Genomic DNA, 25,888 nt, shown 5'->3' with positions numbered 1-25,888 from the left:
ATCAGCTCTCCTGTTTCTTCAGCAGCGCCACCGTCACGCCGAGGATCACGGGGATCGCCACGATCAGGGGCCAGAACGAGGCGTGCAGGTCGCCAAAGCCCAGCGCCTTGTTGAACACGCCGCGGCTGATATTGAGCATGTGCGTGGCCGGGTACATCAGGCCGATCGCCTTGCCCACGCCTTCCATCGACGAGACGGGATTGAGCAGGCCGGAAAACTGGATGGCCGGGATCATGGTGCCGATCATCGTCACGAACAGGGCCGCGATCTGGCTGCGCGTAAAGGTCGAAGCAAACAGGCCGATGCCGGTGGCGCAGATATTGAAGATGAAGGTGGCGCCGATCAGGGTCGGCAGGCTGCCCTTGATCGGCACGCCGAAGGCGGTGACCGCCAGCAGCGCCATGAGCACGAAGTTGAGCATGGCCAGCAGCACGTACGGCACCTGCTTGCCGAGCAGGAATTCCAGGCGCGTGACGGGCGTCACGTACAGATTGATGATGGAACCGAGTTCCTTTTCGCGCACGACGGACAGCGCCGCCAGCATGGCCGGCAGCATCAGCAGCAGCAGGGGAATCACGGCCGGCACCATGGCCGGCAGGCTTTTCACGTCGGGGTTGTAGCGGTAGCGCGTCTCGATGGCGACGGGGTTGCTCATCTTGATGCCGTAGCGGTGCAGGGCCTGGTCCGCCAGCCATAGCTGGTGCATGCCCTGCACATAGCCCTGCACGGTTTCGGCGCGCATCGGCATGGCGCCGTCGATCCACGCGCCCACCTGCGCCGGCGCGCCGCGCTGTACGTCGCGCGCAAAGCCGGGCGGAATCTCGATGGCCAGCGACAGTTCGCCGCTGCGCATGCGCTTGTCGATATCGGCATAGTCGCGCAAGGGCGGGCGCTCGACGAAGTAGCGCGAGCCGGCCAGGTTGTTCGTGTAGTTCTGGCTCAGGGTCGTCTGGTCGTGGTCGAGCACCGCGTAGCTCAGGTCTTCGACGTCCAGGCTGATGCCGAAGCCGATCACGAACAGCAGCAGCACGGAGCCGCCCAGCGCCAGGGTCAGGCGCACGGGATCGCGGCGCAGTTCCAGGGTTTCGCGCCACATGTAGCTGAGCATGCGTCCCAGGCTGAAGCGGCTGCGCTTATGCTCCTGCTGCGGCCCCGGCGCTGCCGCCGTCTGCACGGGGGCCTCGCTTTCCTGCGCCGCGGCCGTGCCGCCGCCCGCCTCTTCCAGGTAGGCGATGAACGCCGCTTCCAGCGATGGCGCGCCCTTCTTGCGCACCAGTTCGGCCGGCGCATCGCTGACCAGCACTTTTCCCGCATGCATCAGCGAGATGCGGTCGCAGCGCTCGGCCTCGTTCATGAAGTGGGTGGAAATGAAAATGGTGACGTGGTCGCGCCGCGCCAGCTCGATCATCAGGCGCCAGAAATTGTCGCGCGCAATCGGGTCGACGCCGGACGTGGGCTCGTCGAGGATCAGCATTTCCGGCTTGTGCACCATGGCCACGGCCAGCGACAGGCGCTGGCGTATGCCCAGCGGCAGGCTGTCGGGCAAGTCGTCCATCACCTCGCGCAAGTCGAAGCGCTGCGCCATCTCATCGATCCTGGCCGGGATCTCGCCTGGCGGCACGTGGAACAGGCGCGCATGCAGCACCAGGTTCTGGCGCACCGTCAGTTCGCTGTACAGGGAAAACGCCTGCGACATGTAGCCGACCCTGCGCCGCGTATCGATATCGTTGGAATCGACTTCCTTGCCGAACAGCCAGGCCTTGCCTTCCGTGGCCGGCAGCAGGCCCGTGAGCATCTTCATGGTGGTCGACTTGCCGCAGCCGTTCGAACCGAGGAAGCCGAAAATCTCGCCGCGGCCGATGCGGAAATTCACATGGTCGACGGCCGTGAAATCGCCGAAGCGCATGGTCAGGTCCTTGGCCTCGATAGCCACGTCCTGCGCGCTGGCAGCGTCCAGCGGCGTGATCACCACGGGCTGGTGGCCTGCGCGCTTGGCCTCGGGCAGCAGCTTGATGAAGGCCGCTTCCAGGTTGTCGCTGTGCGTGCGCGCCAGCAGCTCGGCCGGCGTGCCCGTGTCAAGCACCTTGCCGTCATCCATGGCCACCAGCCAGTCGAAGCGCTGCGCCTCGTCCATGTAGGCGGTGGCCACCATCACGCTCATCTGCGGGCGCTGCACGCGGATGCCTGCGATCAGGTCCCAGAACTGGGCCCGCGCCAGCGGATCGACGCCGGTGGTCGGCTCGTCAAGAATCAGCAGGTCGGGATCGTGGATCAGCGCGCAGCACAGGCCCAGCTTCTGCTTCATGCCGCCCGACAGCTTGCCCGCCGGGCGCGCCAGGAACGGGTGCAGGCCCGTGCTGCGGGTCAGCTGGTCGATGCGGCGCCGGCGTTCGGCCGCGTCATGGCCGAACAGGCGCGCGAAAAACTGCAGGTTTTCCTCGACCGACAGGGTCGGATACAGATTCTTGCCCAGGCCTTGCGGCATGTAGGCGATGCGCGGACAGACGTCGTCGCGGTGGCGCGCATCCTGCATGTCGCCGCCCAGCGCCACGACGGTACCTTGCTGCACGGCGCGCGCGCCGGCCACCAGCGACAGCAGGCTCGATTTGCCCACGCCATCGGGACCGATCAAGCCCACCATGCGGCCGGCCGGCACGTCCAGGTCGATGGCGTCGAGCGCCACCGTCTTGCCGTAATGCTGGCTGACGCCCTTGATGCTGACAACAAAGGAAGTGGCCGCTGTACTCACTGCGGAACCTTCGCCGTCAGTTCAGCGGGCCATGCCTGCTGCGCATCGAGGCGCACCCAGGCCACGCCGGGCAAGCCCACCTTGACCAGGGCCAGGTGCTTTTGCAGCAGCTCGCGGCTGATCTGCGCCTTCACGCGGAACATCAGCTTCTGCCGTTCGCTGGCCGTTTCCACCGTTTTCGGCGTGAACTGCGCGCTGGCCGCGACAAACGAGATCGTTGCCGGAATCACGTAATTGGGCGCCGCGTCGAGGATGATGCGCACTTCGCCGCCCAGCGCCACCTTGCCGGCCGCCGTCTCGGGCAGGAAGAAGGTCATGTAGACGTCCGACAGATCGACCAGGTTGAGCACCTTGCCGCCGCCGGCCAGCACTTCGCCCTGCTGCGCCACCAGGTATTGCACGCGGCCGTCGCGCGGCGCCGCCAGCTGACCATCGGCCAGGTCGGCGTCGATGCGCGCCGTGGTCGCCTCGGCGGCCGTCACGGCCGAACGGGAACCGACCACCTGCGCCCTGGCCGCGTCGATGGCGGCCTGCGCCGCCGTCACCTGCGCCTTGGCCGCGTTCAGGGCCGCGGCCACGCTGCGCACGCGGGCGCGGTCGTCGTCGAGTTCCTGCACCGAAGAGGCGCCCTCCTGCGACAGGGTTTCCGAGCGGGCCAGGCGGCGCTTGGCCGCATCGAGTTCGCTTTCGCGCTGCGCCACCATGGCCAGCGCGGCCGCCTTGTCGCTTTCGCGCACGGCCACCTGCGCCTGCGCGCCCACCACGGCGTCGGATGCCTGCTGCTGGCGCGCGCGCGCCTCGTCGCGCTGGGCCGTCAGCGAATCGACCTGCATGGTGGCCAGCGGCTGACCCGCCTTGACGAAGTCGCCCTCGCGCACGAGGATCTCCTTGACCCGGCCGGCCAGCTTGGTGGCGACATCGATCTCGGTCGCCTCGATGCGGCCATTGCCGCTGACGAAACCTTCGCCGGGGCCCGTGGGACGCATTTTTTTCCAGGCCACAAAGCCCAGCACGAGGACGGCCACGAGCAGCGCGGCGGGAACGAGTTTTTTCTTCAGTTGTGGAGTCATGGTATCGGCAATCGTTTTTAATTATTGGTGAACGTGGCGGCAGCTGGCGCGCCGCCGCCCAGGGCGGCGTACAGGCTGACCTGGCTCGACAGCAGCGCGCGGCGCGTCTGCACCAGCTGCTGCTCGACCGTCAGCAAGTCGCGCTGTGCATCGAGCACTTCCAGATAGGGCGCGGCGCCATTGTCATAGCGCAGCTTGGCCAGGCGCGCCCGTTCGCTCTGCGCGGCCAAGGTCGTCTTGCCGATATCGACCTGCAGCGCCAGCCAGCGCCGGTTCGACAGCGCGTCGGCCACTTCGCGGAAGGCGCCCTGCACGCTCTTTTCGTAATTGGCCACGGCCACGTCGCGGCGCACCTCGGCCAGGTCCATATTGGCGCGGATGCGGCCCGCGTCGAAGATCGGCAGCGCCAGGCGCGGCGCGAAATTCCAGGCGCCGCTGCCCGAATCGAACAAGCCGCTCAATTCCGCGCTGGCCGTGCCGTAGGCCGCCGTCAGCGAAATCGACGGGAAGAAGGCGGCGCGCGCGGCGCCGATATTGGCCTGCGCGGCGCGCAGTTGGTGCTCGGCCGCCACCAGGTCGGGACGCTGCGTCAGTAACGCCGAGGGCAGGCCCGCATGCAGCGGCTGCAGCACGCTGGCGTCATCGAAGCGGCGCACCTCACCCGCCACCGGCGCCAGGTCGACGGCGCCGCCCACCAGCTGGGCCAGCGCGTGCGCCTGCACGGCGCGCGCCTGTTCCAGCTGGGCCGACAGGGACAGGGCCTGGCTGAGCAGGGTTTCCACCTGCGTCAGGTCCAGCTTGGAAATCGAACCTACCTCAAAGCGGCGCGTGAAGATGCGCAGCGATTCGGCGCGGCTGTCGACCGTGGCGCGCGCCAGCGCCACCCGTTCGTCGAGTTCGCGCAAGCCCAGGTAGCCATTGGCCACCTGCGCCACCAGGGCCACGCCGACGGCGCGGCGCGCCTCGTCGCTGGCCAGCAGGGTTTGCAGCGCGCTGTCCTTCAGGCTGCGCACCCTGCCCCAGAAATCGAGTTCCCAGGCGCTCACGTTCAAGCCCGCCTGGTATTGCGCGCTGGTCATGGGACGGCCCGTCACGCTCAGGTCACCGGGCACGCGCGCACGGCTGCCGGAGGCGCCCAGCGCGATGGTGGGGAACTGCTCGGCGCGCTGGATGCCATACGCGGCGCGCGCCTCTTCCACGCGCAGGGCGGCGATGCGGATGTCGCGGTTATTGGCCAGCGCCTGCGCAATCAGTGCCTGCAGGCGCGCGTCGGCAAAGTAGGCTTGCCAGGCGATATCGGTAGCCTGCGCACCGGCGGGATCGGTTTCCGGATACCGGGCCGCCACGGGCAGCGGCGGCGGTGCGTACGGCGGCGCCATCGAGGCGCAACCGGCCAGGACCAGCGTGGCGGCCAGCGCGGCCATCCTGGCGCGTGGGAGTAGAACGGGAACAGCCATGGTCATCATCTTCCAGTCAATTCAGAATGTTGTAGCCGCCATCGACGTACAGGGTGCCGCCCGTGATGGCGCGCGCGCCGTCGCCGGCGAGGAAGGCGCACAGCGCGCCCACGTCCTCGATGGTGGCCAGGCGCCGCATGGGCGAGCGTTCGATGGCGTCGGCCATCAGGCGGTCGAAATGGGCGATGCCGGAAGCGGCACGCGTCTCCAGGGGGCCGGGCGAAATGGCGTTGACGCGGATGCCTTGCGGACCCAGTTCCGCCGCCAGGTAGCGCACGGAGGATTCCAGCGCCGCCTTCACGGGGCCCATCAGGCCATAGTCGGCGATGACTTCCTCCGCGCCCAGGTAGCTCATGGTCATCAGGCTGCCGCCGTCCGGCATCAGCGGTTCGGCCAGCTTAGCCATGCGCATGAAGGAGTGGCAGGAAATGTCCATCGCTTGCGCAAAGCCGCCGGCGGAACTGTCCGTGACCCTGCCATGCAAATCCTGCTTCGGCGCGTAGGCGATGGAGTGGACGACGAAGTCGAGCCGCCCCCACTGCCGTTCGATCTGCGCGAACAGCGCTTCGAGCTGGCCCGGCACGGCCACGTCGAGCGGCGCCATGATGGCCGCCTGTACTTGCTGCGCCAGCGGTTCCACGTGCGGGCGGGCCTTGTCATTGAGCCAGGTGACGGCCAGTTCGGCGCCGGCCGCGCGCAGCGCGCTGGCGCAGCCCCAGGCGATGCTCTGCCCATTGGCGATGCCCACCACCAGCCCCCGTTTTCCCTGCAATGGCAGGAACTGCGGCGCGGGCGCCGTCATGGCTTGTTCGGACGCAGGGCGGGCCACGGCGTGGCCGCGTTCACGCATTGCACCGCGCCGGCGCACACGGAGGCCGCGCACGTGGCCAGCGTCACGCCGCCGGCACGCGCATACGGCAAGGCAATCGGGGTATGGGGATGGAGGGTACTGCACGCGTCAGGCGCGGGGATCTGCATCTTCATGAATCTGGCTTCCGTCACTGAAATTCGAGGCCCGCGCCAGTGCATTGTTGGGGAACTGGTACGGGGCGAAAATTACTCTACAGCATTTAGATGCGTAATTCGTGATGAGTCCGGTCCGCATGCATGACGCTTTTGAGCTAGGTCAACTATAAGTGCGATTGCGGCGATGCAACATTGATGTACATCAAATTCTACATCAATATTATTTAAATGAAACAAATTGTAAGCAATCGAATCGCCATAGCTATTTGATAACCATATCGGGCTGGCGGGAAGAAAAGAGGGACGGCAAACGACAAGTGGTATGGCCGGCAAAACCTGTGCAGATGCGCGGCGGCGGCGGGGGAACGGCGGAAAAAGGCAAAAATGGGGGCCACGCTATTGCAATGCAACATGGCCCACCATGAATTACAGGAATGGCATGAAGGCCATTATTTGCCCGGCGCCGGGGCGGGACGCGAATACAGGTCGATGATGGTGCTGATGCCGTCCTGGCATACGGAGCAGAACGTCTCGCTGCGGTCGAACATGATGCACTGCATCTCGGGCCGGTAGTAGCCGGACGACTCGTAGTTCGCGCCTTCGAAGGCGCCCACGGCATGGCGCTGCGGCGCCTTCGAGAACAGCTGCTGCGTGTACGCCAGGTCGGCCTTGAACAAGTCGCTCATCTCGCTTTCCGGGCGGTTGGCCGCGCGCAGGGCCGCGCGCTGCTTCTGGTACTCGCGCGCATGGCTGTCGTACGCTTCCTTCGGCCACGGCGTGGGCAGCGGCGTACCGGCCTTGACGTGCTTCTTCCATTTCAGCCTGGCCGGATCGCGCAGCGCCGTGGCGTTCGGCTCCCACGGTTCCTGCCGCTCGCCATTCGACTGATAAGCGACGGGCGACGTGTAGTACTCGTCGGCCAGGCCGGCGAAATGGTGGCCGAATTCATGCACGAACAGGTAATTGGCCCAGTCGTTGTTGGCCGCCGCCGTGCTGAACTGGCCGAAGATGCCGCCGCCGCCATAGGTATCGTTGTTGACGAGGATCTCGATGAATTCGTACGGCGCATATTGCGCCAGGTCGCGCAGGGCGCGGTTGTCCGTGGTCAGCACATAACGCTCGCTGCCGAAGATATCGTAGCGCGTGCCCAGCGGCGAGGCATGGTGCACGCCCGTCGATGGACGCGACACGCCCGACTCCTGCGTCGGCGCGGCCATGGCCCACACGTTGAAGTCATTGGCCCGCTCGCGGAACGGCGAGACGGTAAACAGGTGCTCGGCCAGTTTGCGCGCCGTCGCTTCGAACTTGCCCATTTCGGCGGCCGTGTAGCCGTCGCCCATGATCAGCAGGTCGACCTTGTCGGGCGATGGCCCGCTGATGCGGATCGGGATCGGTTTGACGGGGGCCGGCGGCTGCTTGCGGATCACGTCCTGCGCGGCCGGGTCGACATCGGTGCTCCACACGATGGAAAACAGGCCGCGCTCGTCGCGCTTGAGGATGCGCACGCGCACGGGCTGCTCGGGCTGCGGGAAGCGCACGGATTCCTGGAAGGCCCGCGTCGTGGTCTTCGCTTCATCGGTGCTGGCCCACTCGCCGAAGATGGTGGAAAAGCCGCGCGAATACAGCACCTTGCCCGACTTGATATCGACCACTTCCAGCAGGTTGTTGCCGCGGTTGCTGTCGTCGATGGTACGCGCCATATTCCCCGCCCATGGCAGCGGTTCGACCAGCACGCGCTCGACCGCGTAATGTTCGCCCAGCGCATTGCCGCTGTGCTGGTAATCGAGGCGCATGGTGGCCGGCTGCGGCGCACCGGCAGCGTGCGCGACAGGAAGCATGCCGGCGGCCAGCGCCAGCGCGCAGAGGAAGGATCGGATCGGGGTCTGCTGCATGTCATTCCTAAAACGGTAGAAAAACAGGTGAAGGGAACGGTTTTCCAAACAATCAGCGGGCCTGCCGGCAGGCGCGGGAAAAACCGCTGCGGCACATTGTAGCGACAGGAAGGAAGCGTGCAAAGCACCCATTGCGCGCGATGTGCTTGACCATGGCATCCGATCCGATTATATTAGACTGACTAGTCGATTAATTAAAAGGAGAGCACACCGCATGCGCACCATCGATCCCGACAAACACGCGGCACGCCGCGACGCCATTCTTGCGGCGGCGCGCCAGTGCTTTGCCCGCAAGGGTTTTCACCAGACCAGCACGGCCGCCATCTGCGCGCAAGCCGGCATGAGTCCCGGCAACCTGTTTCACTACTTCCCCACCAAGCAAGCCATCATCGCCGCCATCGTCGACCAGGAAGGCAGCGAAACGGCCGCCTACTTCGCCGGCGTGCAAGGCAGCGCAGATCCCCATGGCGCGCTGCTCGACTTCATGGACCTGGTGCTGGCACTGGCGGCCGACGGGGACTTTGCGGGACTGGCGCTGGAAATAGCGGCCGAGGCGATGCGCGACGCGGACATCGCGGCCAGGGTCGCCCGCAACGATGCCGTGCTGCGCGCGGGCGTGCAGGCGCTGCTGGAAAGCGCGGCCGCGCAAGGCCAGGTCGACGCCGCGCTCGACCCCGCGCAAACGGCCAGCTGGATCGCGGCGCTGATCGACGGCATCTTCAACCGGGTCGCCGTCGATCCCCATTACGCACCGCTGGCGCAGCGCGCCAGCCTGCACCTGCTGCTGGCGCGCTTCCTGCGCCCTGCCCTCGCATGAAGGCCGCCATGCCAAGCCCGCCCAAGCGCATCGCCGACGTCGACGCCCTGCGCGGCTGCGCCCTGTTCGGCATTTTGGCCGTCAACATCGGCGCCTTCGCCACGCCGTGGTTCGGCCTGGGATTGACCGATCCGGCCTTTCACGGCAGCGTGGACCGCGCCACGCACTTCCTCGTCGCGCTGCTGTTCGAGACCAAGTTCTATCTGCTGTTTTCCTTCCTGTTCGGCTACAGCTTCACCTTGCAGATGCAGGCGGCCGCGCGGGCCGGCGCGCCGTTCGTGCCGCGCATGCTGCGCCGGCAGGCCGGCCTGTGGCTGATCGGCGCCCTGCATGCGGTGTTCCTGTTTCATGGCGACATACTTACCACCTATGCCGTGCTGGGCATCGTGCTGCTGGCGCTGCACCGCTGCGGCGAGCGGCCCGCCCTGGCCCTGGCCTGTCTCCTCGTCGCCGCCTGCGTGGCGTTCTGGGCCGGCATGGCGTGGCTGCAAAGCCTGCAGCCGGCGGGCGACGCCGCGGACAATGCCCTGGCGATGGCGCGGAAAGCGGCCGCCGCCCTGGCCGCCTACCGTGCCACGCCGGCCGCCGTCATTGCGCAGCACCTGCGCGAACTGAGTGAAATCTGGATCGTCCTGCTGCTGGTGCAGGCGCCCTGCGCGCTGGCCATGTTCCTGTGCGGCCTGGCCGCCGGCAAGCGCGAGATGCTGCTGCACGCAAGCGATTACCTGCCGCTGCGCCGGCGCCTGCTGCAGGCAGGAGCGCTGCTAGGGCTGCCCGGCGCCGCCTTCTATGCGTGGACTTCCGTGTATGGGGACAGCCAGGCATGGCAGGTGGCGGGGCTGGCCGTGGGACTGGCCAGCGCGCCGCTGCTGGCGGGCGCCTACCTGGCGCTGGCGCTGGCCCTGTTCGAACGCCTGCGCGACGGTACGCTGTTTGCGCTGCTGGCCGACACGGGCCGCATGGCCCTGTCGAACTACCTGCTGCAGTCGGCCGTCTGCGCCTGGCTGTTCCTCGCCTATGGCGCTCGCCTGATGGGCAGCGTATCGCCGCTGGGCGCGCTGGCGCTGGCCGCCGTCATCTTCGGCCTGCAGCTGCCATTGAGCCGCTGGTGGCTGCGCCGCCACGCGTATGGCCCCGTCGAGTGGCTGCTCAGGGCCCTGACGATTGCGGCGTGGCCCCGCTGGCGGCGCGCCGGCGCCGGCTATTTGTAGCGGTACAGCGGCTGGCGCAGCTGGATGGGACGGATGTCGAGGCGCAGTTTCAGCACCGAATACGCTTCCGCCTCGGTCGAGCTGTAGCCGACGCTGTTGACGGTCTTACTGAAGCGGAACTCGAAGCCCAGGTCCGGATACGGGTCGCGCGGGTTGCCGAAGGCGATGCCGATGGCTTCCTGCTGCGCGTTGTCGATCAGGTTGCCCATCAGGTCCAGCACGGCGTTGTTGCCGAGGATGTCATTGGTGAAAACGGGTTCGCGCATGTCGGGCTGGTTCGGATCGAGCTTGTTGTCGGCCTTGTCCGGCGACGGCGTAAACACGCGCGTGACGAGGTTGAATTTGTCGCCCCGGTCCAGGTAGCTGATGGCCGCGTTGCTGATGTTGAAATTTTTCACGCCGCGGTCGCTGATGGCGCCCGACAGGTCGATCAGCAGGGCGCCGCTATAGCCGATGACTTCCACGTCGCGCATGGCGTCGACCACCATGGCGCTGTTTTCATCGATGCCCAGGCCCAGGTGATAGCCTTTTTTCAGCATCACGGGAATCATGCGCGCAAAGCGCCCGCGCACCAGCAGATGCTGGTCCACGAAAACGTCGCTGCCGATGAAGCCCAGTCCGGGCGCGATCTCGCGGCCGTCCGTCACGCCCATCTTGAGCATGTCGAGCACGGGTTTGGCGTCGTAAAACATGGTGGTGCTCATGATGGCCGCGCCGGCGCTGGAACCGGCAATCACGCCGCCGTTGCGGTAGACCGACCAGATGGCTTCCAGCGCGGCCGTGCGGCTGCCGTCCGGGCGCAGCAGGGCTTGCGTGATGCGCCCCTGATCGCCGCCCGCAAAATAGATGCCGGTGGCCGACTTGATCTGCGTGACGATGGCCGGGTCTTCGGCTGCCTTGCGATAATCGCGGTTGGGCAGCTTGACGGCCAGCGGCACGAAAAAGGCTTCGGCGCCGTATTGGTTGAGTTTTTTGATGATACTTTCGCCCGATTTTTCCGGGTTCATCGCGGCCGAAGCCAGCACGGCGATACGTGCGCCCGGCCCGCCCGACAACTTGACGATGCGCTGCCAGACTTCGGCATTGTCGGCGCGCAGGCCGCCGCCGATGATGACGAGCGTGCCCTGCGGCGCGCTGCCGATGGCACTGCCGCCAGGCGCCGCCACGGCATGGACGCTGCACAGTGCCAGCGCGAACAGCAGCGCGGCGCGGAATGTGTGATACAGGCTTGAAGATGATTTCATGGTGCCTTTCGAATGCAAAGAAAGGGGCGCGCGCCGGACGCGCGCCCTTGCTGCCAATACTGCTGCTTGCAACCCAACCCCATCGAACTACGATACTACCCGCTGCGTGTGACAGCGGTATTGCGGCAGCTCCAGTTTTTCCGCCCTATTTGAAGCTGTAATTGGCGCTGGCATAGAAGCGCCGGCCGCGCGGGTCCGTATACGTCGGGTCGTAGCCGGACAGGAAATAGTACGCCTGGTTCGAGTACGGCGGACTGGTATTGAACAGATTCTGTATGCCCGCGCGCAGCTTGAACTGCTTGCTGACGGCATACGCGCCCGACATGTCCCAGATCGAATACGCCTTCACGCGGTTGGCCGCCACCACGCTGCCGTTATCCGTGTTGATGGCCGAATTCTGGTCCTGGTAGCCGCTCGAATACGTGTTCGACAGGCTGGCCGAATACGGGCCGTGGTCCCAGTCCACGGTGATCGTGTGGCGCCAGCGCTGCACCACGCCGTCCGTGACAAAGGTATTCAGGTTGCTGATGAAATCGTCGCCAGGGCTGGTCTGGATTTTCGAATCGAGCACGTACGTGCCACTCAGGTGCCCGCCGAAACGTCCCCACGCCGTCCTGACGCCATGCAGGTCGGCCGTGATATCGATGCCCGAGGCTTTTTGCGCGCCGCGGTTTTCCTTGCGCAGCTCGATGTAGTCGATTTCATTGTCAGCGTTGCGATGTACGAGGTCGCCGTACTTGCCCAGATTGCCCAGGATGATGTCGTCGCCGATTTCGCTGATCAGGTCCGTGCGCTTGATGTTCCAGTAATCGAAGCTGAAGGTCCAGTGCTGGCTCGGCTCGAGCACCAGGCCAGCCGTGAACTGGCGGCTGCGCTCCGGTTTCAGCTTGTCGTTGCTGTAGCGGCGCGTATCCCAGTTATCGGCGCAGACGGAGTAATCGTTGTTCTCGCTCGCGCAATACACGGGATCGGGCAGGGTCGACGTGCTGCTGTAGGCCGTGGGCCGGTGCAGGTCCGACATCGACGGAGCGCGGAAGCCCTTGCCGGCCGAGGCGCGCATCAGCACCTGCTTGCTGGGCATGTAGGTCAGGCCGATCTTCGGACTGAGGGCGCCGCCTACCTGCTGGTAATGGTCATAGCGGCCCGATAGCTGCGCCTGCCACTGTTTGGTAAACGGCAGCAGCAGTTCGCTGTAGATGGCTTGCACGTTGCGGCTGTCGCTGGTGGCCACGCCGCCTTCCGGCGCCGCGTCGTTGTTGATGTTGTCGCTCATCAGCAACGCCGAGGGACGAAATTCGGTGCGCTCGCGCCGCACCTCGCCGCCCACGGCCAGCGCCATGTCGCCGCCGCCCAGCGCCATCAGCGCGCGCGATGCCTTGAAATCGAGCGAGTCCATGGTGCCGCGCGCATGGCGTACCTCGTCATTGACCTGGATGCTGTCGAGCAGCGCCTTGCCTTCCGCGCTGGAGGGGCCAAAGGGATTGATGCGGCCATCGGCGATGCCTTGCAACAGCTTGTCGTACAGGACATAGCCATGCGTGTCGCGGTCCTTGACCACGTTGACGCTGTGGTTCAAGCCCACGTCATAGTCCCAGCCGGCCAGCGTGCCGGTGGCGCCCACGACAAAGCGCTGGCTCTCGCTGGTCAACTCGCTGGTGCGCATGCCCGCCTCGTTCAGGCGCATGCGCAGTTCCAGTTCGCGCCCCACCGGTTCGCCATCCTCGTCGAGCGCCGTATCGAAACCGGCATTGGCCAGCTGCGGCACCTTGCTGTAATCGAGATAGCCGATGACGCGTGCCGACGAGCCCACGTAATAGCTGCGCGAACGGCTCAGCGCCACTTCCGCATACAGCTGGTGGTCGTTATTCAGTTTCAGCACGCCGCGCGTGAGCAGGTTCTGCTTGTCCGTCTTCGGATACAGCTCCGTGTCGCCCATATAATCATAGGTACAGGCATCGACGCCGCCCGTGCCCGCCGGCAGGTACAGATTGGCCGGCGGCGCGCAGTTCGGGATCGAAAAATTGATCTGGCGGTTGGTAATCGGCTGCCCGTTGAGCAGGAAATCGTTGTCCTGCAAATGCGTGCGCTGGGCGCCGCTGAGGCGGATATTCGCCGGACTGGTAAAACTGGACAGCAAGTGCCCGAGGCGCTGCGGCACCTGGAGGTTCGGAATGAACTTGCGCTGCGAAGAGCTGAGGCGGTCGGTTTTTTGCAGGTCGACCACGGCAAAGATATTGTAGCCATCCGTGGCCAGGTCGCCCGTGCCTGCCGTGATGCTGGCCGTGCGCTTGCCGGCGCCGCCTTCCTGCGTGCCGCTGCCATACGCATTCAGTTCCACGCCCTGGTAATCCTTGCGCGTAATAAAATTGATGACGCCGCCGATGGCGTCCGTGCCGTACAGGGCCGAGGCGCCGTCGAGCAGCACTTCCACGCGCTGCAGCGCGGCGGCGGGAATGTTGTTCAGATCCACGCCCGCATCGTCGCCAGGCGAGGCAAAGTTGGCCATGCGCCGGCCATTGAGCAGCACCAGCGTGGACGACGTGCCGACGCCGCGCAGGTTGGCGCTGTTGAAGCCGCGCTGGTCGCCGCCGATATTGATGCTGGCGCCATCGGTCAGGCCGCCCACGTTGGCCGACACGCGGGCCATCAGCTCGGCCGCCGTGGTCACGCCCGCCTTTTCGATATCGGCGCGCGTGATGACCTGCACCGGCAGCGCCGTCTCCGATTCCAGGCGCTTGATGGCGGACCCCGTGATTTCCACGCGCTGCATTTTTTTCGCGGCAGGTTCGCCATCCTGCTCCTGTGCCAGCGCGCCATTGCCCAGCATGCCCAGCGCCGCCGTCACGCTCAAGGCGCCCAGCGCCAGGCGCACGGCATGTGCCAGTGCCGCTTCACGTGGCAGTGCAGGCCCGCCCTGTTGTTTTTCCTTATGCATTCCAACTCTCCCCAATGGTATTGACCCTGATTTTTATAATGACTGCTTTTTATGGACTGCCTTGCGCTGCTGTGCTGCTGTTTTCCTGGGAACCTGCACCCCATGCTCGCCGCCATACAGGTAGGCGGCGATCACTTCGCTCAGGCGTGCTGCCTTGTCGACGTTGTCCTTGTTCGACACCATCAGCGCCACGGCCAGCGCCTCGATCATGGCCAGCGCCGTGCTGGCGCTGCTGGGCAGGACGGGATGCGTGCTTTGCGCAAATAGCGCATGCTCGGCCAGCTCGGCCAGCGGCGAGGCGGGCGAATCGGTGAGCGCCACGATGCAGGCGCCGCGGTCGCGCGCGAAGCTGGCCAGGCCGATGCAATCGAGCGTATAGCGGGGAAACGAAATCACCACCAGCACGTCCTGCGCCGTCAGGTTGACCAGGTGTCCGGCCGCCACTTCCGAGCCGCCGATGCCCACCACTTCCACCACATGCGGGCAAAACGGCTGCAGATGCTGCACCAGCATGCCGGCCAGGTTGGCCGACAGGCCAAAACCCATCACATACACCACCTTGGCGCGCGTCAGGCGCCGCACCACGGCGTGCATGTCGGGCAGCGACAGGGCGGCAGACGTGGCGGCGATGTTCGCGGCCGCATATTCCAGGCTTTCCGTGACGGGCGAGGTGGCGCGCGCGCGCCGCTCTATCGTATGGCGCAGCTTGTCGACGGGCTGCAACAGCGATTGCAGGGTTTCGGCCATGGCGCCGCGCATGGCCGAATAATTCTTCTGGCCGATGTCGCGCGCGAAGCGGCTGATGGTGGCCGTCGACACCTGGCAGTTGTCGGCCAATTCCTCGATGCCCAGCGCAATGACGCGCATCTGGTTGCGCAGCAGGTAGTCGGCGATCTGCCGCTGCGAAGCCGAACCGCCGGCCAGCACGTGCATCAGCGCCTGTCCCAGCGGAGACTGCGCGAAGGCGGCATCGGGCGACGACAGCGCGGCGGCGGGTGGCGTGCGGACGCTGCTTCTGGCAGGACTGGCGGATGCTTTCATATCACTGGCGGCCTGTGTTCTTGGATACTGCGGATGAATGGCGGAAAGGCGAAATCGGGTCGCTGAAACTTACTGTACTCATATCAAAAAGAAAACTCAACAAATATTTGTAAAAGGATTTTCATTGATTTACTTCGTGAAAATAATGCTACATAATCGACCGAAATCCATCAACCGCGCCCCGTTTTGGGGCGAATTCACCATGCAAGTACAACAGCATCCCATCTCCACCGCGCACGCCAGCGTGTCCTGCCAGTTGAGCAGTTTTCACTTCGGCGGCGCGGCTGCCGCCAGCCGCAGCGGCAAGAAGGTGTACATCCAGGCGGCGCTGCACGCGGACGAGGTGCCGGGCATGCTGGTGTCGCAATTCCTGCGCCGCGAACTGCTGGCGCTGGAAGCGGCGGGCAAGATCCACGGCGAAATCATCCTGGTGCCGGCCGCCAATCCGATCGGCCTGGCGCAAGCCATCCATGGCGCGCCGTTCGGCCGCTTCGACCTGACCACCGGCATCAACTTCAACCGCGCCTACCGCCACGTGGCCGATGAACTGAAAACCACGCTCGATGGCCTGCTGGGACAGGATGCGCAAGCCAACGTGGCGCTGATACGCCGGCATGCGCGCGACGCCGTCGCCGCCTGGCGGCCGGGTACGGATGCGGAGGTACTCAAGAAAACCCTGCTGGGCATGGCCATCGACGCCGACATCGTGCTCGACCTGCATTGCGATAACGAGGCGGCCCTGCATATCTATACGGGCACGCCGCTGGCGGCGCAGATCGCGCCGCTGTCCGCGCTGCTGGGCGCGCGCGCCGTGCTGCTGGAACTGGCGGCCGGCGAAGAGCCATTCGACGAAGCCTGCAGCCGCCTGTGGTGGGATCTCGACGCGCACTTCAAGGGACGCTATCCGATCCCCGCCGCCTGCCTGTCGACCACCGTCGAATTGCGCGGCGAAGTGGAAGTGAGCTACGCCCTGGCCGAACGCGACGCCACCGCCCTGCTGCGCTTTCTCGCCATCGAGGGCGTGCTGGAGATTGCCGGCGCCGGCGACGACCTGCCCGCGCCGCAATGCGCACCGACGCCGCTGGCCGGGGTAGAACCTATCCTCGCGCCGCATCACGGCGTGCTGGTCTACCTGCGCGAAATGGGCGACGTGCTGGCCGCCGGCGATGCGCTGGCCGACCTGATCGATCCCGTCAGCGGCGAGACGACGACCTTGCGCTGCACGGTCGCCGGCGTCTTCTTCGCGCGCAGCGCGCACCGCCACGTCCTGCGCGGCATGAACGTCGGCAAGGTCGCCGGCGCCGTCGCCTTCCGCGGCGGCAGCCTGCTGAGCCAATAAATGTCACAAAAAAGCGCCATGAGAAAATTCAAGCTCCCCAATACCTTCGTCCTGCTGTGCGGCATCCTGGCCATGATCGCCCTGGCGACGTGGCTGGTGCCAGGCGGGAAATTCGATACGCAGCTGGTCAACGGCAAGCAGCTGATCATCCCCGGCACGTTCCACTACGTGGACAACAAGCCGCAGGGACTGGCCGCCCTGATGATGGCGCCCATCAAGGGCTTTGTCGACGCCAGCCTGATCATCGGCTTCGTGCTGATCGTCGGCGGCGCCTTCGCCGTGCTGCAAAAGACGGAAGCCTTCGACTCGCTGATCAAGGCGATCGCCAAGGCCCACACCAGCTCGCGCTTCGTGCGCGCCGCCATCATTCCCGTCTTCTTCACCATGTTTTCCCTGGGCGGCGCCACCTTCGGCATGAACGAAGAAGCGATTCCCTTCATCCTGATCTTCGTGCCGCTGGCGCTGGCCCTGGGCTATGACACCATCACGGGCGTGTCGATTCCCTTCATCGGCTCGCAGGTGGGCTTTTCAGCCGCCTTTTTGAACCCGTTCAACGTCGGCATCGCGCAGGGCATCGCCGGCGTGCCGATCTTTTCCGGCATCGGCTACCGCCTGATCGTCTGGGCCATTGCCACGGCCGTCAGCATCGTCTTCCTGATGTGGTACGCGGCCCGCATCAAGCGCCATCCGGAAAAAAGCCCGACCTATCTGCTCGACATCGAAAAGCGCAGCGAGCACTCGATGGACCTGGAAAGCTTTGCCGGCATGACGCGCACGCACCGCGCCGTGCTGTGGATCTTCATGGCGACCTTGCTGACGATGGTCGTCGGCGTCGTCAAGTACGACTGGTTCATCGATGAAATCGCCGCCCTGTTCCTGGTGATGGCCATCGTCGTCGGCCTGGTGGGCCGGCTCGACATGGACAGCCTGGTGGCGTCCTTTGTCCAGGGCGCGCGCGACATGGTCAGCGTGGCGCTGGTCATCGCGCTGGCGCGCGGCACCATGATCCTGGCGCGCGACGCACAGATCATCGACACCATGCTGCATGCGCTCACGCCCCTGGTGGCCTCGTCAAGTCCCGTCTTCGCCGCGCAAAAGATGTTCTTCATGCAGTCGGTGATCAACTTCTTCATCCATTCCGGCAGCGGCCAGGCCGCGCTGACCATGCCCATCATGGCGCCGCTGGCCGACCTGGTCGGCGTGACGCGCCAGACGGCCATCCTGGCCTTCCAGTTCGGCGAATTCACCACGCCGATGATCCCCACCTCCGGCATCACCGTCGGCGTGCTGGCGCTGGCGCGCGTGCCCTGGATTACGTGGGCCAAGTGGATGATCCCGCTGCAGCTGATTTACCTGGTGCTGGCGCTGCTGCTCCTGATTCCGCCCTGCCTGATGCACTGGCAATAGGAAAGCCGCGGCGACGCACGGCCGCCGCGGCTTTATTTGCGAGACGCCCGCCCGTAAGGTCCCTCGACGCGGCCCTTGGCCCAGTCGGCCATCAGATCGTAATAGCCTGGCGTGATGGTGGTGGGCTTGCGCGTTCCATCCGCCGCCTGATCGTAGCTGCGCATGCCGTGATCGGCCTGCGGGAAGAGGTAGATGGAGATGGCCTGGCCCTGGCTGCGCAACGCCGCCAGGCGCTCCACGGTGACAGCCGGCGGCGCCTGGCGGTCATCTTCCGCCAGGGCCCATAGCTGCGGCACCGCGACCTGGCGCAATGCCTGCACGGGATCTTGCGACCAGTCGACACCGAGCTTGTCGAACTGCGGTATGCCATGCTTGCGCAATTCCTCGACCGGCATCGCCAGGAACACGCCCGTGTAGCCGCCCTTGACGAGGACGAACCACGGCTCCTTGCCGAATCGCTGCTGCGCCCCGGACAAGTCGTCCAGGCCATCCTTGTAGCCGGACCTGACGAGCCTTGCCGTGATATCCGTCACCGTCCGGGCCTTGGCGAGGACGTCGTCGCCATAGCCGCGGTCGCGCAATTCCTTGGCGACCTGCGCCGCATCCTGCTCCGCGATATCGACCGCCAGGCCATAGCCGATACCGAGAAAGTCCGCCTTGGCGCGCGCCTGCGCCAGTGGCGCGATCCAGCCGCCCTGGCTTACCCCCATCAGGCCGAAGCGGCCGTAGCGGCCTTGCGCCAGCCGCCTGGCTTCGCGCGACGCGGCCACCAGGTCATCGGCCAGGCGCGGAAAATTCTGCGTATATTCACCTTCGGACAGGCCGGTGCCGCGCTTGTCATACACGAAAACGGACACGCCCCGTGCCACCATCTGGTAAGGATCGCGCGCGCGGCCGATCCAGCCGCTGCCTTCGGAACCGTGGGCATACACGACCAGCGGCGTATCCTTGCCTGCGTCCGGCGCCTCCATCAAGCGGCCCGCGAGCATGACGCCGTTCGATGCGAAGCGCGTATCCGATTCGGCCAGTGCCACTTTCGGCCAGCGCTCCTTGCCGCGGACAAGCACGGCGTCCTTTCCGCATGCGAGCAGCGCCCCGGCATCCTGCGTGTTGCCGACGGTCCCGTCGCTGAAGGTATAGCTGTATCCCTTGCCACCTTGGGTGAGGGCGACGAAATCCGTCTGGTCCTGGCGGAAAATGCCCGTCTCGCAAGGCGCCGGACTGAATGCCTCCGGCAGGGGTGCGCCAGTCGCGGTGAGCGAAACGGCAAGGAGAGGCCAGAGAAAGGAAGAGGTCATGGAGTCAGGGTCCGTCAGGGGGATCAATACAGTGGAAATGGCAGGGCTGGACCAGGGCCGCGCAAACCGCGCCAGCCGTTCACTGCCGGTACAGATCGGGAAAATAGCGTTCCATCAGCGTCTCCGGCCGGAGCGGCGCCGTAAAGCCGTAGCGCGCATACAAGCCATGCGCCGTGCTGGTGGCCAGCATGAAGCGGCGCAAGCCCTGCAAGTCGGGATGTGCCATCACGGCCTCCATCAGGCGCTTGCTGTAGCCGCGGCCGCGGTACTCTTCCAGCACATACACGTCGACCAGATAGGCAAACGTGGCGTAGTCGCTGACCACGCGGGCGAATGCCACCTGGCGGCCGTCCAGCGTGCCGCCGAAGCAGAGCGAATGGTCGATCGCGCGCTGCACGGTGGCCAGTGCGATGCCGCTGGCCCATGCCGATTGCGTGCTGAGAAAATGGTGAATGGCCGGAACGTCGAGTTCCGTCTTGTCGCTGCTGATCGTCAAATGTGGTATCACGCTGTCCGCCTGTCGTGGAAAAACCCGATCATCGGCGATTTTTGTGCTGCTGTCACCTGGGCAGGAAAGAACCGGGGGCGCCGCCCGTCCTGGTTGCCGGTGATGGGTACTGCCTGCATTGCATGGCCGCGCTTACAGTGCGGCTTTTTCTTCGGCGCTCAGGCGCTTGGCGCTGACGTGCACGGTGTGCATGGTGGCCTGGTCGGCGCTGGCAACGATGGTGGCAGGCGCGGCGCGGAATTTCGGCACGGCGGCGGTAGCCAGGCTGGTGGCGGCGGCGATGGCGATGACGGCAACGAAGATGGCTTCCATGTTTTTAGCGATGTTCATGATGGTTCCTTTGGGTGGCGGGTTGTGTGCTGCGATGATTGAACTGTAGGCCGATCGCCGTCGAACCACCATCGGATTGCGACAAAACGCACGATTCGCGGGACAGAATACAAAAAGCCCGGATGAAACGTGCAACGGCGCCTGCGCCGTGGCATTTCAGGCGTGCCAGCCCCATTCCTGGCCATTTCAGGGCCCTGCAAGCCCCTAAAAGCCCTACCGCAGGCCAACCTTGTTTATAATCGCCCTACACTAAAGGACTTCTTTCATGACTGATCAATTCTCCAAAAAGGGCGAAGCCTGGTCGGCCCGGTTTTCCGAACCGGTCTCGGACCTCGTCAAGCGCTACACAGCTTCTGTATTTTTTGACAAGCGCCTGGCGCTGTTCGACATCGAAGGTTCGCTGGCCCATGCGGAAATGCTGCATGCGCAAGCCATCATCAGCCCGGCCGACTACGCGGAAATCCAGCGCGGCATGGCGCAAATCTCGCAGGAAATCGCCGCCGGCCAGTTCGAATGGCTGCTGGACCTGGAAGATGTCCACCTGAATATCGAAAAACGCCTGACCGAACTGGTAGGCGATGCGGGCAAGCGCCTGCACACGGGCCGTTCGCGCAACGATCAGGTGGCGACCGACATCCGCCTGTACGTGCGTGCCGCCATCGACGACATCACCGCCCTGCTGGCGACGTTCCGCAGCGCGCTGACGGACCTGGCCGAGCAGCATGCCGACACCATCATGCCGGGCTTTACCCACATGCAGGTGGCGCAGCCGATCACCTTCGGCCACCACATGCTGGCCTACGTGGAAATGTTCGGCCGCGATGCCGAGCGCATGGCCGACTGCCGCAAGCGCGTCAACCGCCTGCCGCTGGGCGCCGCCGCACTGGCCGGCACCACCTTCCCCATCGACCGCCTGCGCGTGGCCAAGACCCTGGGCTTCGACGACGTCTGCCACAACTCGCTCGACGCCGTGTCGGACCGCGATTTCGCCATCGAATTCTGCGCCGCCTCCGCCGTGCTGATGATGCACGTGTCGCGCATGGCCGAAGAACTGGTGATCTGGATGAGCCCGCGCATCGGCTTCATCGACATCGCCGACCGCTTCTGCACCGGCTCGTCGATCATGCCGCAAAAGAAAAACCCGGACGTGCCGGAACTGGCGCGTGGCAAGACGGGCCGCGTATATGGCCACCTGACGGGCCTGCTGACCCTGATGAAAGGCCAGCCGCTGGCCTACAACAAGGACAACCAGGAAGACAAGGAACCGCTGTTCGACACCGTCGACACCGTCATCGACACCCTGCGCATCTTCGCCGACATGGCCGGCGGCATCACGGTGAAACCGGAAGCGATGCGCGCGGCAGCCCTGCAAGGCTACGCCACGGCGACCGACCTGGCCGACTACCTGGTCAAGAAGGGCTTGCCGTTCCGCGACGCCCACGAAGCGGTGGCCCTGGCCGTGCGCGCCTGCGTCGATGCCGGTTGCGACCTGGCCGACCTGTCGCTGGAGCAGCTGCGCGCCTTCTCGCCCCTGACGGACGAAGACGTGTTCGAGGTGCTGACCCTGGAAGGCTCTGTGGCCGCACGCGACCACGTGGGCGGCACCGCGCCGCGCCAGGTGCGCGCCGCGATTGCCCGCGTGCGCACGCAGCTGGAAAAATAAACGGCGCCTGCGCCTGTCCACGCCCCGCTGCATCGCTGCAGCGGGGCGTTTTTCATTGCGCGACGATTTTCGACAGCACGGAAAACGCCGCCCCCGTCTGCGACGCTTCCAGCAGCAAGGTCAGCTCCGTGTAGGTGCAGATGATGTTGATCAGGTTGATGCGCTCCCACGCCAGGCGCTTGAGGATGGCGTGATACACGCCTGGCGTGTAGCAGGTCTCGGGCGCCAGGTGCAAGGTCACGGCCGTCACCCGCTCCAGGCGCGCCAGTTCCTGCTCTGCGCCGAAGACCTCCTCCACCAGCGCATGCAGCGAGCGGCTGCAGATCACCATCACCTCGTTGACGCCGCGCGTCACCGTGATGAACGTGCCGCGCTGGGGGGCGGCCAGCGCCAGCAACTGGCGCTGGCAGGCGTAGGTCTGGTCGGAATAGCGGTAGGTAAAAATCATCAATTCGCTGCGCGTGGACAGTTCGCCCGCGCGGTGCGCCAGCACGATCTCGCGGCTTTTCTGCTGCGGCATCCGCTCGGCCAGGCGGCGCAGCGCCATCACCACGGCCGCCTGGCCCACGGGCTTCCACAAATCGGTCTGCAATTGCGGCTGCAGCTGGCGCGCCAGTTCCGACAGGTTAAGCAAGCCCCGGCCCAATCCCTCGCTGAGAAAGGCCGACTCCATCACGATCTGTTCCACTTTGGTCGCTATCGAAAGCATAGTTCTTCGGGCCGGTGATTCCGGTGCACGCACCAGGAGCCGGCAACCCTTCCTGAAAAAAAGGATGCACTGCGCCAGCGGCCGCGCCGGGCGGCGCGGTCGGACTCGCTGAGAAGAACCCCCTCGCGGGGGAAGAGCCAGGTAGCGGCGGCTAGGAAGGCGGATGCAGCATGAATGCCGCTCCAGAGGGGAAATGGCTGAAACCAACAGCAGAAAACAGAACTGACGTCATGTGAAACTCCCGATTTTTTTCCCGATGCGCTGTATCTGGACGCGGTCATTGCCGCGTGCGCTTTTTTTGTCCTCGCGTAGCCCGCTGGGGATCACGCGAATACCTAGTGTAGATCGCAACATTTAAAAAATGCAACAGTGTTTTTCCAACAGAACGCGCCATTTGAAGAAGTAGTCCAAAACAAAAATTGCAGCTTGCGATAAATCAAACTTTCCTCTAGTGCAGCGCCGATAAATGTTCAATTCTTAACAAAAATTCGTGTAGTGACCCATTTCTTGAATTTTTTGACATGGCGATATCGACAAGTTTAGTGTCCCCCTACCCGGCGTCATGCCACCACAAAACGACAGGCTATCCGCCTGCCGCCAGGCCCGTCGGGGTGGCCATCAGACATCGCGGCCAGTTCATTCACCATTTCCTTAACCGATACCATGGAGCAGAAATGAATTTACGTTTGACGATAGTTGCCGCATCCATCGCCGCCCTGCCGCTGATGGCCACCACGGCCGACGCCGCCACGCCGCTGCCACAAACCCTGATGGCCGCGCCGGTCACCCTGGCCTCTCCACAAGAGAACGCCAGCCTGGTCAACAAGCTGGCGGCGCAGGCGCGCAGCCGCGGCCTCAATACCGAACATGGCTTTGCCGTCGGCGCCCAGCATCCTGGCGTCAACGGCACGCGCGTGAGCCGCGTCCAGCACACCTACAAGGGCTTGCCCGTCTTCGGTTCCGAGACGGTCGTGGTCAGCAACAACGCCGGCGACATCGTCAGCGAATCCGTGTCGGACCGCGCCTCCGGCCTCGGTAGCGGCGGCGTCAATTCCGTCACCCGCAGCGCCACCACCGATATCGACACCACGCCGGCCGTCAGCGCCGCCGCCGCCATCGCCGCCGCCGTGAAAAACATCGGCGTGCCGGCCGTCGACCATGTGCCGCCGCAGGCGCAGCTGCTGATCTATCCCGTGATGAAAACGGTGCGCGTGGCTGGCGCCGAAAACAAATCGGAAGCCGCGCTGAATGCCCTCGACGTGCAGGACGTGGTCGACCACTATGAGCTGGCCTACCTGGTGCAGACGCGCATGATCAGCGGCAACAAGCCCGTCTACTACGACACCATCGTCAGCGCCAAGGATGGCCGCATCCTGCGTCAATGGAAAGCCCTGAAAACCGTGGCCGGCATCGGCAACAGCCAGTACAACGGCCAGGTGCCGCTCAACACCACGCTCACGGGCAGCACCTACACCATGAAGGACCCCAGCCGCGGCACGGGCGGCAGCTTCGGCGGCATGGCCATCACGAATGCCAACCACGGCACCACCTCGGGCAGCGTGTACAGCAGCACCAGCAATACCTGGGGCGACGGCCAGCAATACATCAGCGGCGGCAGCACCACCAACGCCAACGGCCAGACGGCGGCAGTGAACGCCATGTGGGGCCTGATGAACACCTACGACACGCACAAGAATGTGCTGGGCTGGTCCAGCCTGGACGGCAACAACACGGCCACGCACATCGCCGCCCACGTCAACACGGCCTACGACAACGCCTATTACGACAGCAGCTGCAAGTGCATGTACATCGGCGACGGCGGCAGCTCGTTCAACAACCTCGGCTCCATCGACGTGATCGGCCATGAAATGGGCCACGGCATCACGGACGCCACCTCGGGCCTGATCTACTCGCAGGAATCGGGCGGCTTGAACGAATCGAGCTCGGACATCGCCGGTGAAATGGTGGAAGCGTATGCGCGCGCCGGCGGCACGGGCACCAGCATCCCCAACACGGGCAACGATTGGATGACGGGCAAGGAGATCGCCAAGAATGGCCAGCCGCTGCGTTGGCTGTACAAGCCAAGCAAGGATGGCAGCAGCCCGAATGCGTGGAGCAGCACCATCAAGAACCTCGACGTCCATTACAGCAGCGGCCCGAACAACCGCATGTTCTACTTCCTGTCGCAAGGTTCGAACTCCACGTCCAGCAGCGACTACTACAGCTCCTACCTGAACAAGAGCCCGCTGGCCATGACGGGTATCGGCAGCGACAAGGCCTACCGCATCTGGTTCAAGGCCGCGACCACCAAGTTCACCTCGTCGACCAACTACGCCGATGCGCGCAACAAGGTGCTGCAGGCAGCAGAGGAACTGTATGGCGTGGGCAGCGCCGAGTCGATCGCCGTCAAGCGCGCCTATGCGGCCATCAACGTGGGCGCCGACGTCGATGAATCGACCACGGGCGGCGCGGTGAGCATCACCAGCCAGCCGGCCAGCATCACGGTCGCACCGGGCGCCACCGCCTCGTTCGCCGTGGGCGCGGGCGGCGGCACGGCACCGTACACCTACAAGTGGTACCGCAACGGCGCCGTGATCAGCGGCGCCACGTCGCCCGCCTACAGCTTCACGGCTGCAGCGGCCGACAACGGCGCCGTCTTCAAGGCCACGGTGACGGATTCGTCCTCGCCAGCCGTGACGGCGACGTCGAACAACGCCACCCTGACGGTGGGTACCAGCAGCGCCACCGAACGCGTGACGAACGGCGGCTTCGAGTCCGGCGCCACGGGCTGGAGCGGCACCACGGGCGCCATCGGCACCTTCACGGGCCAGGTGGCGTATGAAGGCACGCAGTACGCCTGGCTGGGCGGCAATGGCGCCACGGCCAGCGAATCGCTGACGCAAAGCGTGGCCATTCCGGCCGCCGCCACGTCCGCCAGCCTGACCTTTGCGCTGCACATCGACACGGCGGAAACGGGCAATACCGTGTACGACAAGCTGGTCGTCACCGTGAAGAACAGCGCCGGCACCGTGCTGGGCACCCTGGCCACGTATTCAAACGTGAACAAGGCAGCCGGCTACCAGATCCGCACGTTCGACCTGATCGCCTACAAGGGCCAGACCGTGCAGATCTCGTTTGCCGCGACCGAGGACGCTTCTCTGCAAACCTCGTTCGTGATCGACAAGGTCAGCCTGGTTACCCAGTAAGCGGCTGAACATGCGGGCGGCCGGCCAATTGCGGCCAGCCGCCCGC

The 25,888-nt window shown here is 65.1% G+C and carries 19 protein-coding genes; 6 read left to right on the top strand and 13 right to left on the bottom strand.

Annotated elements, in window-relative coordinates:
* Position 1: 1 nt before the first annotated feature.
* The 6 genes from rbbA to VPH41_RS02005 form a co-directional block, all read right to left on the bottom strand.
* Positions 2-2,749, bottom strand: coding sequence for a ribosome-associated ATPase/putative transporter RbbA (rbbA, locus tag VPH41_RS02030; protein WP_328568804.1), 2,748 nt, complete (start codon positions 2,747-2,749; stop codon positions 2-4).
* On the bottom strand, positions 2,746-3,819 hold the full coding sequence (locus VPH41_RS02025; RefSeq protein ID WP_328568803.1) for an HlyD family secretion protein: 1,074 nt from the start codon (positions 3,817-3,819) through the stop codon (positions 2,746-2,748). Before VPH41_RS02025 ends, rbbA begins: the two co-directional genes overlap by 4 nt.
* Before the next feature lie 17 nt (positions 3,820-3,836).
* Positions 3,837-5,282, bottom strand: a complete 1,446-nt coding sequence (locus VPH41_RS02020) for an efflux transporter outer membrane subunit (protein ID WP_442906233.1) — start codon at positions 5,280-5,282, stop codon at positions 3,837-3,839.
* Between the two features lie 10 nt (positions 5,283-5,292).
* On the bottom strand, positions 5,293-6,078 hold the full coding sequence (gene fabI, locus VPH41_RS02015; protein ID WP_152282813.1) for an enoyl-ACP reductase FabI: 786 nt from the start codon (positions 6,076-6,078) through the stop codon (positions 5,293-5,295).
* Entirely contained in the window at positions 6,075-6,260 is a 186-nt protein-coding gene (locus VPH41_RS02010) for a hypothetical protein (protein ID WP_152282814.1), read from the bottom strand. The genes fabI and VPH41_RS02010 overlap by 4 nt, the downstream gene beginning before the upstream one ends.
* 431 nt (positions 6,261-6,691) lie before the next feature.
* A complete protein-coding gene (locus tag VPH41_RS02005; RefSeq protein ID WP_328568801.1) occupies positions 6,692-8,134 on the bottom strand; it encodes an IgA Peptidase M64 in 1,443 nt (480 codons plus the stop codon).
* Positions 8,135-8,348: 214 nt separating this feature from the next.
* On the opposite strand from VPH41_RS02005, the gene VPH41_RS02000 reads away from it, so the two are divergent.
* Both VPH41_RS02000 and VPH41_RS01995 read left to right on the top strand, forming a co-directional pair.
* On the top strand, positions 8,349-8,951 hold the full coding sequence (locus VPH41_RS02000; protein WP_328568800.1) for a TetR/AcrR family transcriptional regulator: 603 nt from the start codon (positions 8,349-8,351) through the stop codon (positions 8,949-8,951).
* An 8-nt stretch (positions 8,952-8,959) separates the two neighbouring features.
* The gene (locus tag VPH41_RS01995; protein WP_328568799.1) at positions 8,960-10,162 is read left to right on the top strand and encodes a DUF418 domain-containing protein; all 1,203 of its coding nucleotides are present in this window, start codon (positions 8,960-8,962) and stop codon (positions 10,160-10,162) included.
* Here VPH41_RS01995 and VPH41_RS01990 read toward each other — a convergent pair.
* The 3 genes from VPH41_RS01990 to VPH41_RS01980 form a co-directional block, all read right to left on the bottom strand.
* The gene (locus VPH41_RS01990; protein WP_152255079.1) at positions 10,153-11,406 is read right to left on the bottom strand and encodes a cyanophycinase; all 1,254 of its coding nucleotides are present in this window, start codon (positions 11,404-11,406) and stop codon (positions 10,153-10,155) included. The genes VPH41_RS01995 and VPH41_RS01990 overlap by 10 nt on opposite strands.
* A 145-nt stretch (positions 11,407-11,551) precedes the next feature.
* Positions 11,552-14,341, bottom strand: a complete 2,790-nt coding sequence (locus VPH41_RS01985; RefSeq protein ID WP_328568798.1) for a TonB-dependent receptor — start codon at positions 14,339-14,341, stop codon at positions 11,552-11,554.
* 33 nt (positions 14,342-14,374) lie between these two features.
* On the bottom strand, positions 14,375-15,382 hold the full coding sequence (locus VPH41_RS01980) for a MurR/RpiR family transcriptional regulator (RefSeq protein ID WP_328568797.1): 1,008 nt from the start codon (positions 15,380-15,382) through the stop codon (positions 14,375-14,377).
* A 202-nt stretch (positions 15,383-15,584) separates the two neighbouring features.
* Here VPH41_RS01980 and VPH41_RS01975 point away from each other — a divergent pair, with 202 nt between their 5' ends.
* A complete protein-coding gene (locus VPH41_RS01975) occupies positions 15,585-16,721 on the top strand; it encodes a succinylglutamate desuccinylase/aspartoacylase family protein (RefSeq protein WP_328569602.1) in 1,137 nt (378 codons plus the stop codon).
* 18 nt (positions 16,722-16,739) lie between these two features.
* The gene (locus VPH41_RS01970; RefSeq protein WP_328568796.1) at positions 16,740-18,128 is read left to right on the top strand and encodes a YfcC family protein; all 1,389 of its coding nucleotides are present in this window, start codon (positions 16,740-16,742) and stop codon (positions 18,126-18,128) included.
* A 32-nt stretch (positions 18,129-18,160) separates the two neighbouring features.
* Here the strand turns inward: VPH41_RS01970 and VPH41_RS01965 are convergent, their stop codons facing one another.
* The 3 genes from VPH41_RS01965 to VPH41_RS01955 all read right to left on the bottom strand — a co-directional run bounded on the left by VPH41_RS01965 (position 18,161) and on the right by VPH41_RS01955 (position 20,264).
* Positions 18,161-19,426, bottom strand: a complete 1,266-nt coding sequence (locus tag VPH41_RS01965; RefSeq protein WP_328568795.1) for an alpha/beta hydrolase family protein — start codon at positions 19,424-19,426, stop codon at positions 18,161-18,163.
* Positions 19,427-19,505: 79 nt separating this feature from the next.
* On the bottom strand, positions 19,506-19,934 hold the full coding sequence (locus VPH41_RS01960) for a GNAT family N-acetyltransferase (protein WP_328568794.1): 429 nt from the start codon (positions 19,932-19,934) through the stop codon (positions 19,506-19,508).
* 132 nt (positions 19,935-20,066) lie between these two features.
* Positions 20,067-20,264 (bottom strand): hypothetical protein, encoded by a 198-nt coding sequence (locus tag VPH41_RS01955; protein ID WP_328568793.1) that lies wholly within the window; start codon positions 20,262-20,264, stop codon positions 20,067-20,069.
* 265 nt (positions 20,265-20,529) lie between these two features.
* Between VPH41_RS01955 and argH the strand changes: the two genes are divergently transcribed.
* Positions 20,530-21,927, top strand: coding sequence for an argininosuccinate lyase (gene argH / locus VPH41_RS01950; RefSeq protein WP_152255071.1), 1,398 nt, complete (start codon positions 20,530-20,532; stop codon positions 21,925-21,927).
* Between the two features lie 52 nt (positions 21,928-21,979).
* On the opposite strand, the gene VPH41_RS01945 is transcribed toward argH, so the two are convergent.
* A complete protein-coding gene (locus VPH41_RS01945; RefSeq protein ID WP_152282823.1) occupies positions 21,980-22,636 on the bottom strand; it encodes a hypothetical protein in 657 nt (218 codons plus the stop codon).
* A gap of 674 nt (positions 22,637-23,310) precedes the next feature.
* On the opposite strand from VPH41_RS01945, the gene VPH41_RS01940 reads away from it, so the two are divergent.
* Positions 23,311-25,842, top strand: coding sequence for a M4 family metallopeptidase (locus VPH41_RS01940; protein WP_328568792.1), 2,532 nt, complete (start codon positions 23,311-23,313; stop codon positions 25,840-25,842).
* Positions 25,843-25,888: the final 46 nt, after the last annotated feature.

Origin of the sequence: Janthinobacterium sp. P210006 (genome assembly GCF_036231885.1) — a bacterium.
Lineage (GTDB): Bacteria > Pseudomonadota > Gammaproteobacteria > Burkholderiales > Burkholderiaceae_D > Janthinobacterium > Janthinobacterium violaceinigrum.
The sequence above is the reverse complement of the archived record's forward strand: the minus strand, read 5'-3'. Positions and strand labels throughout refer to the sequence as shown.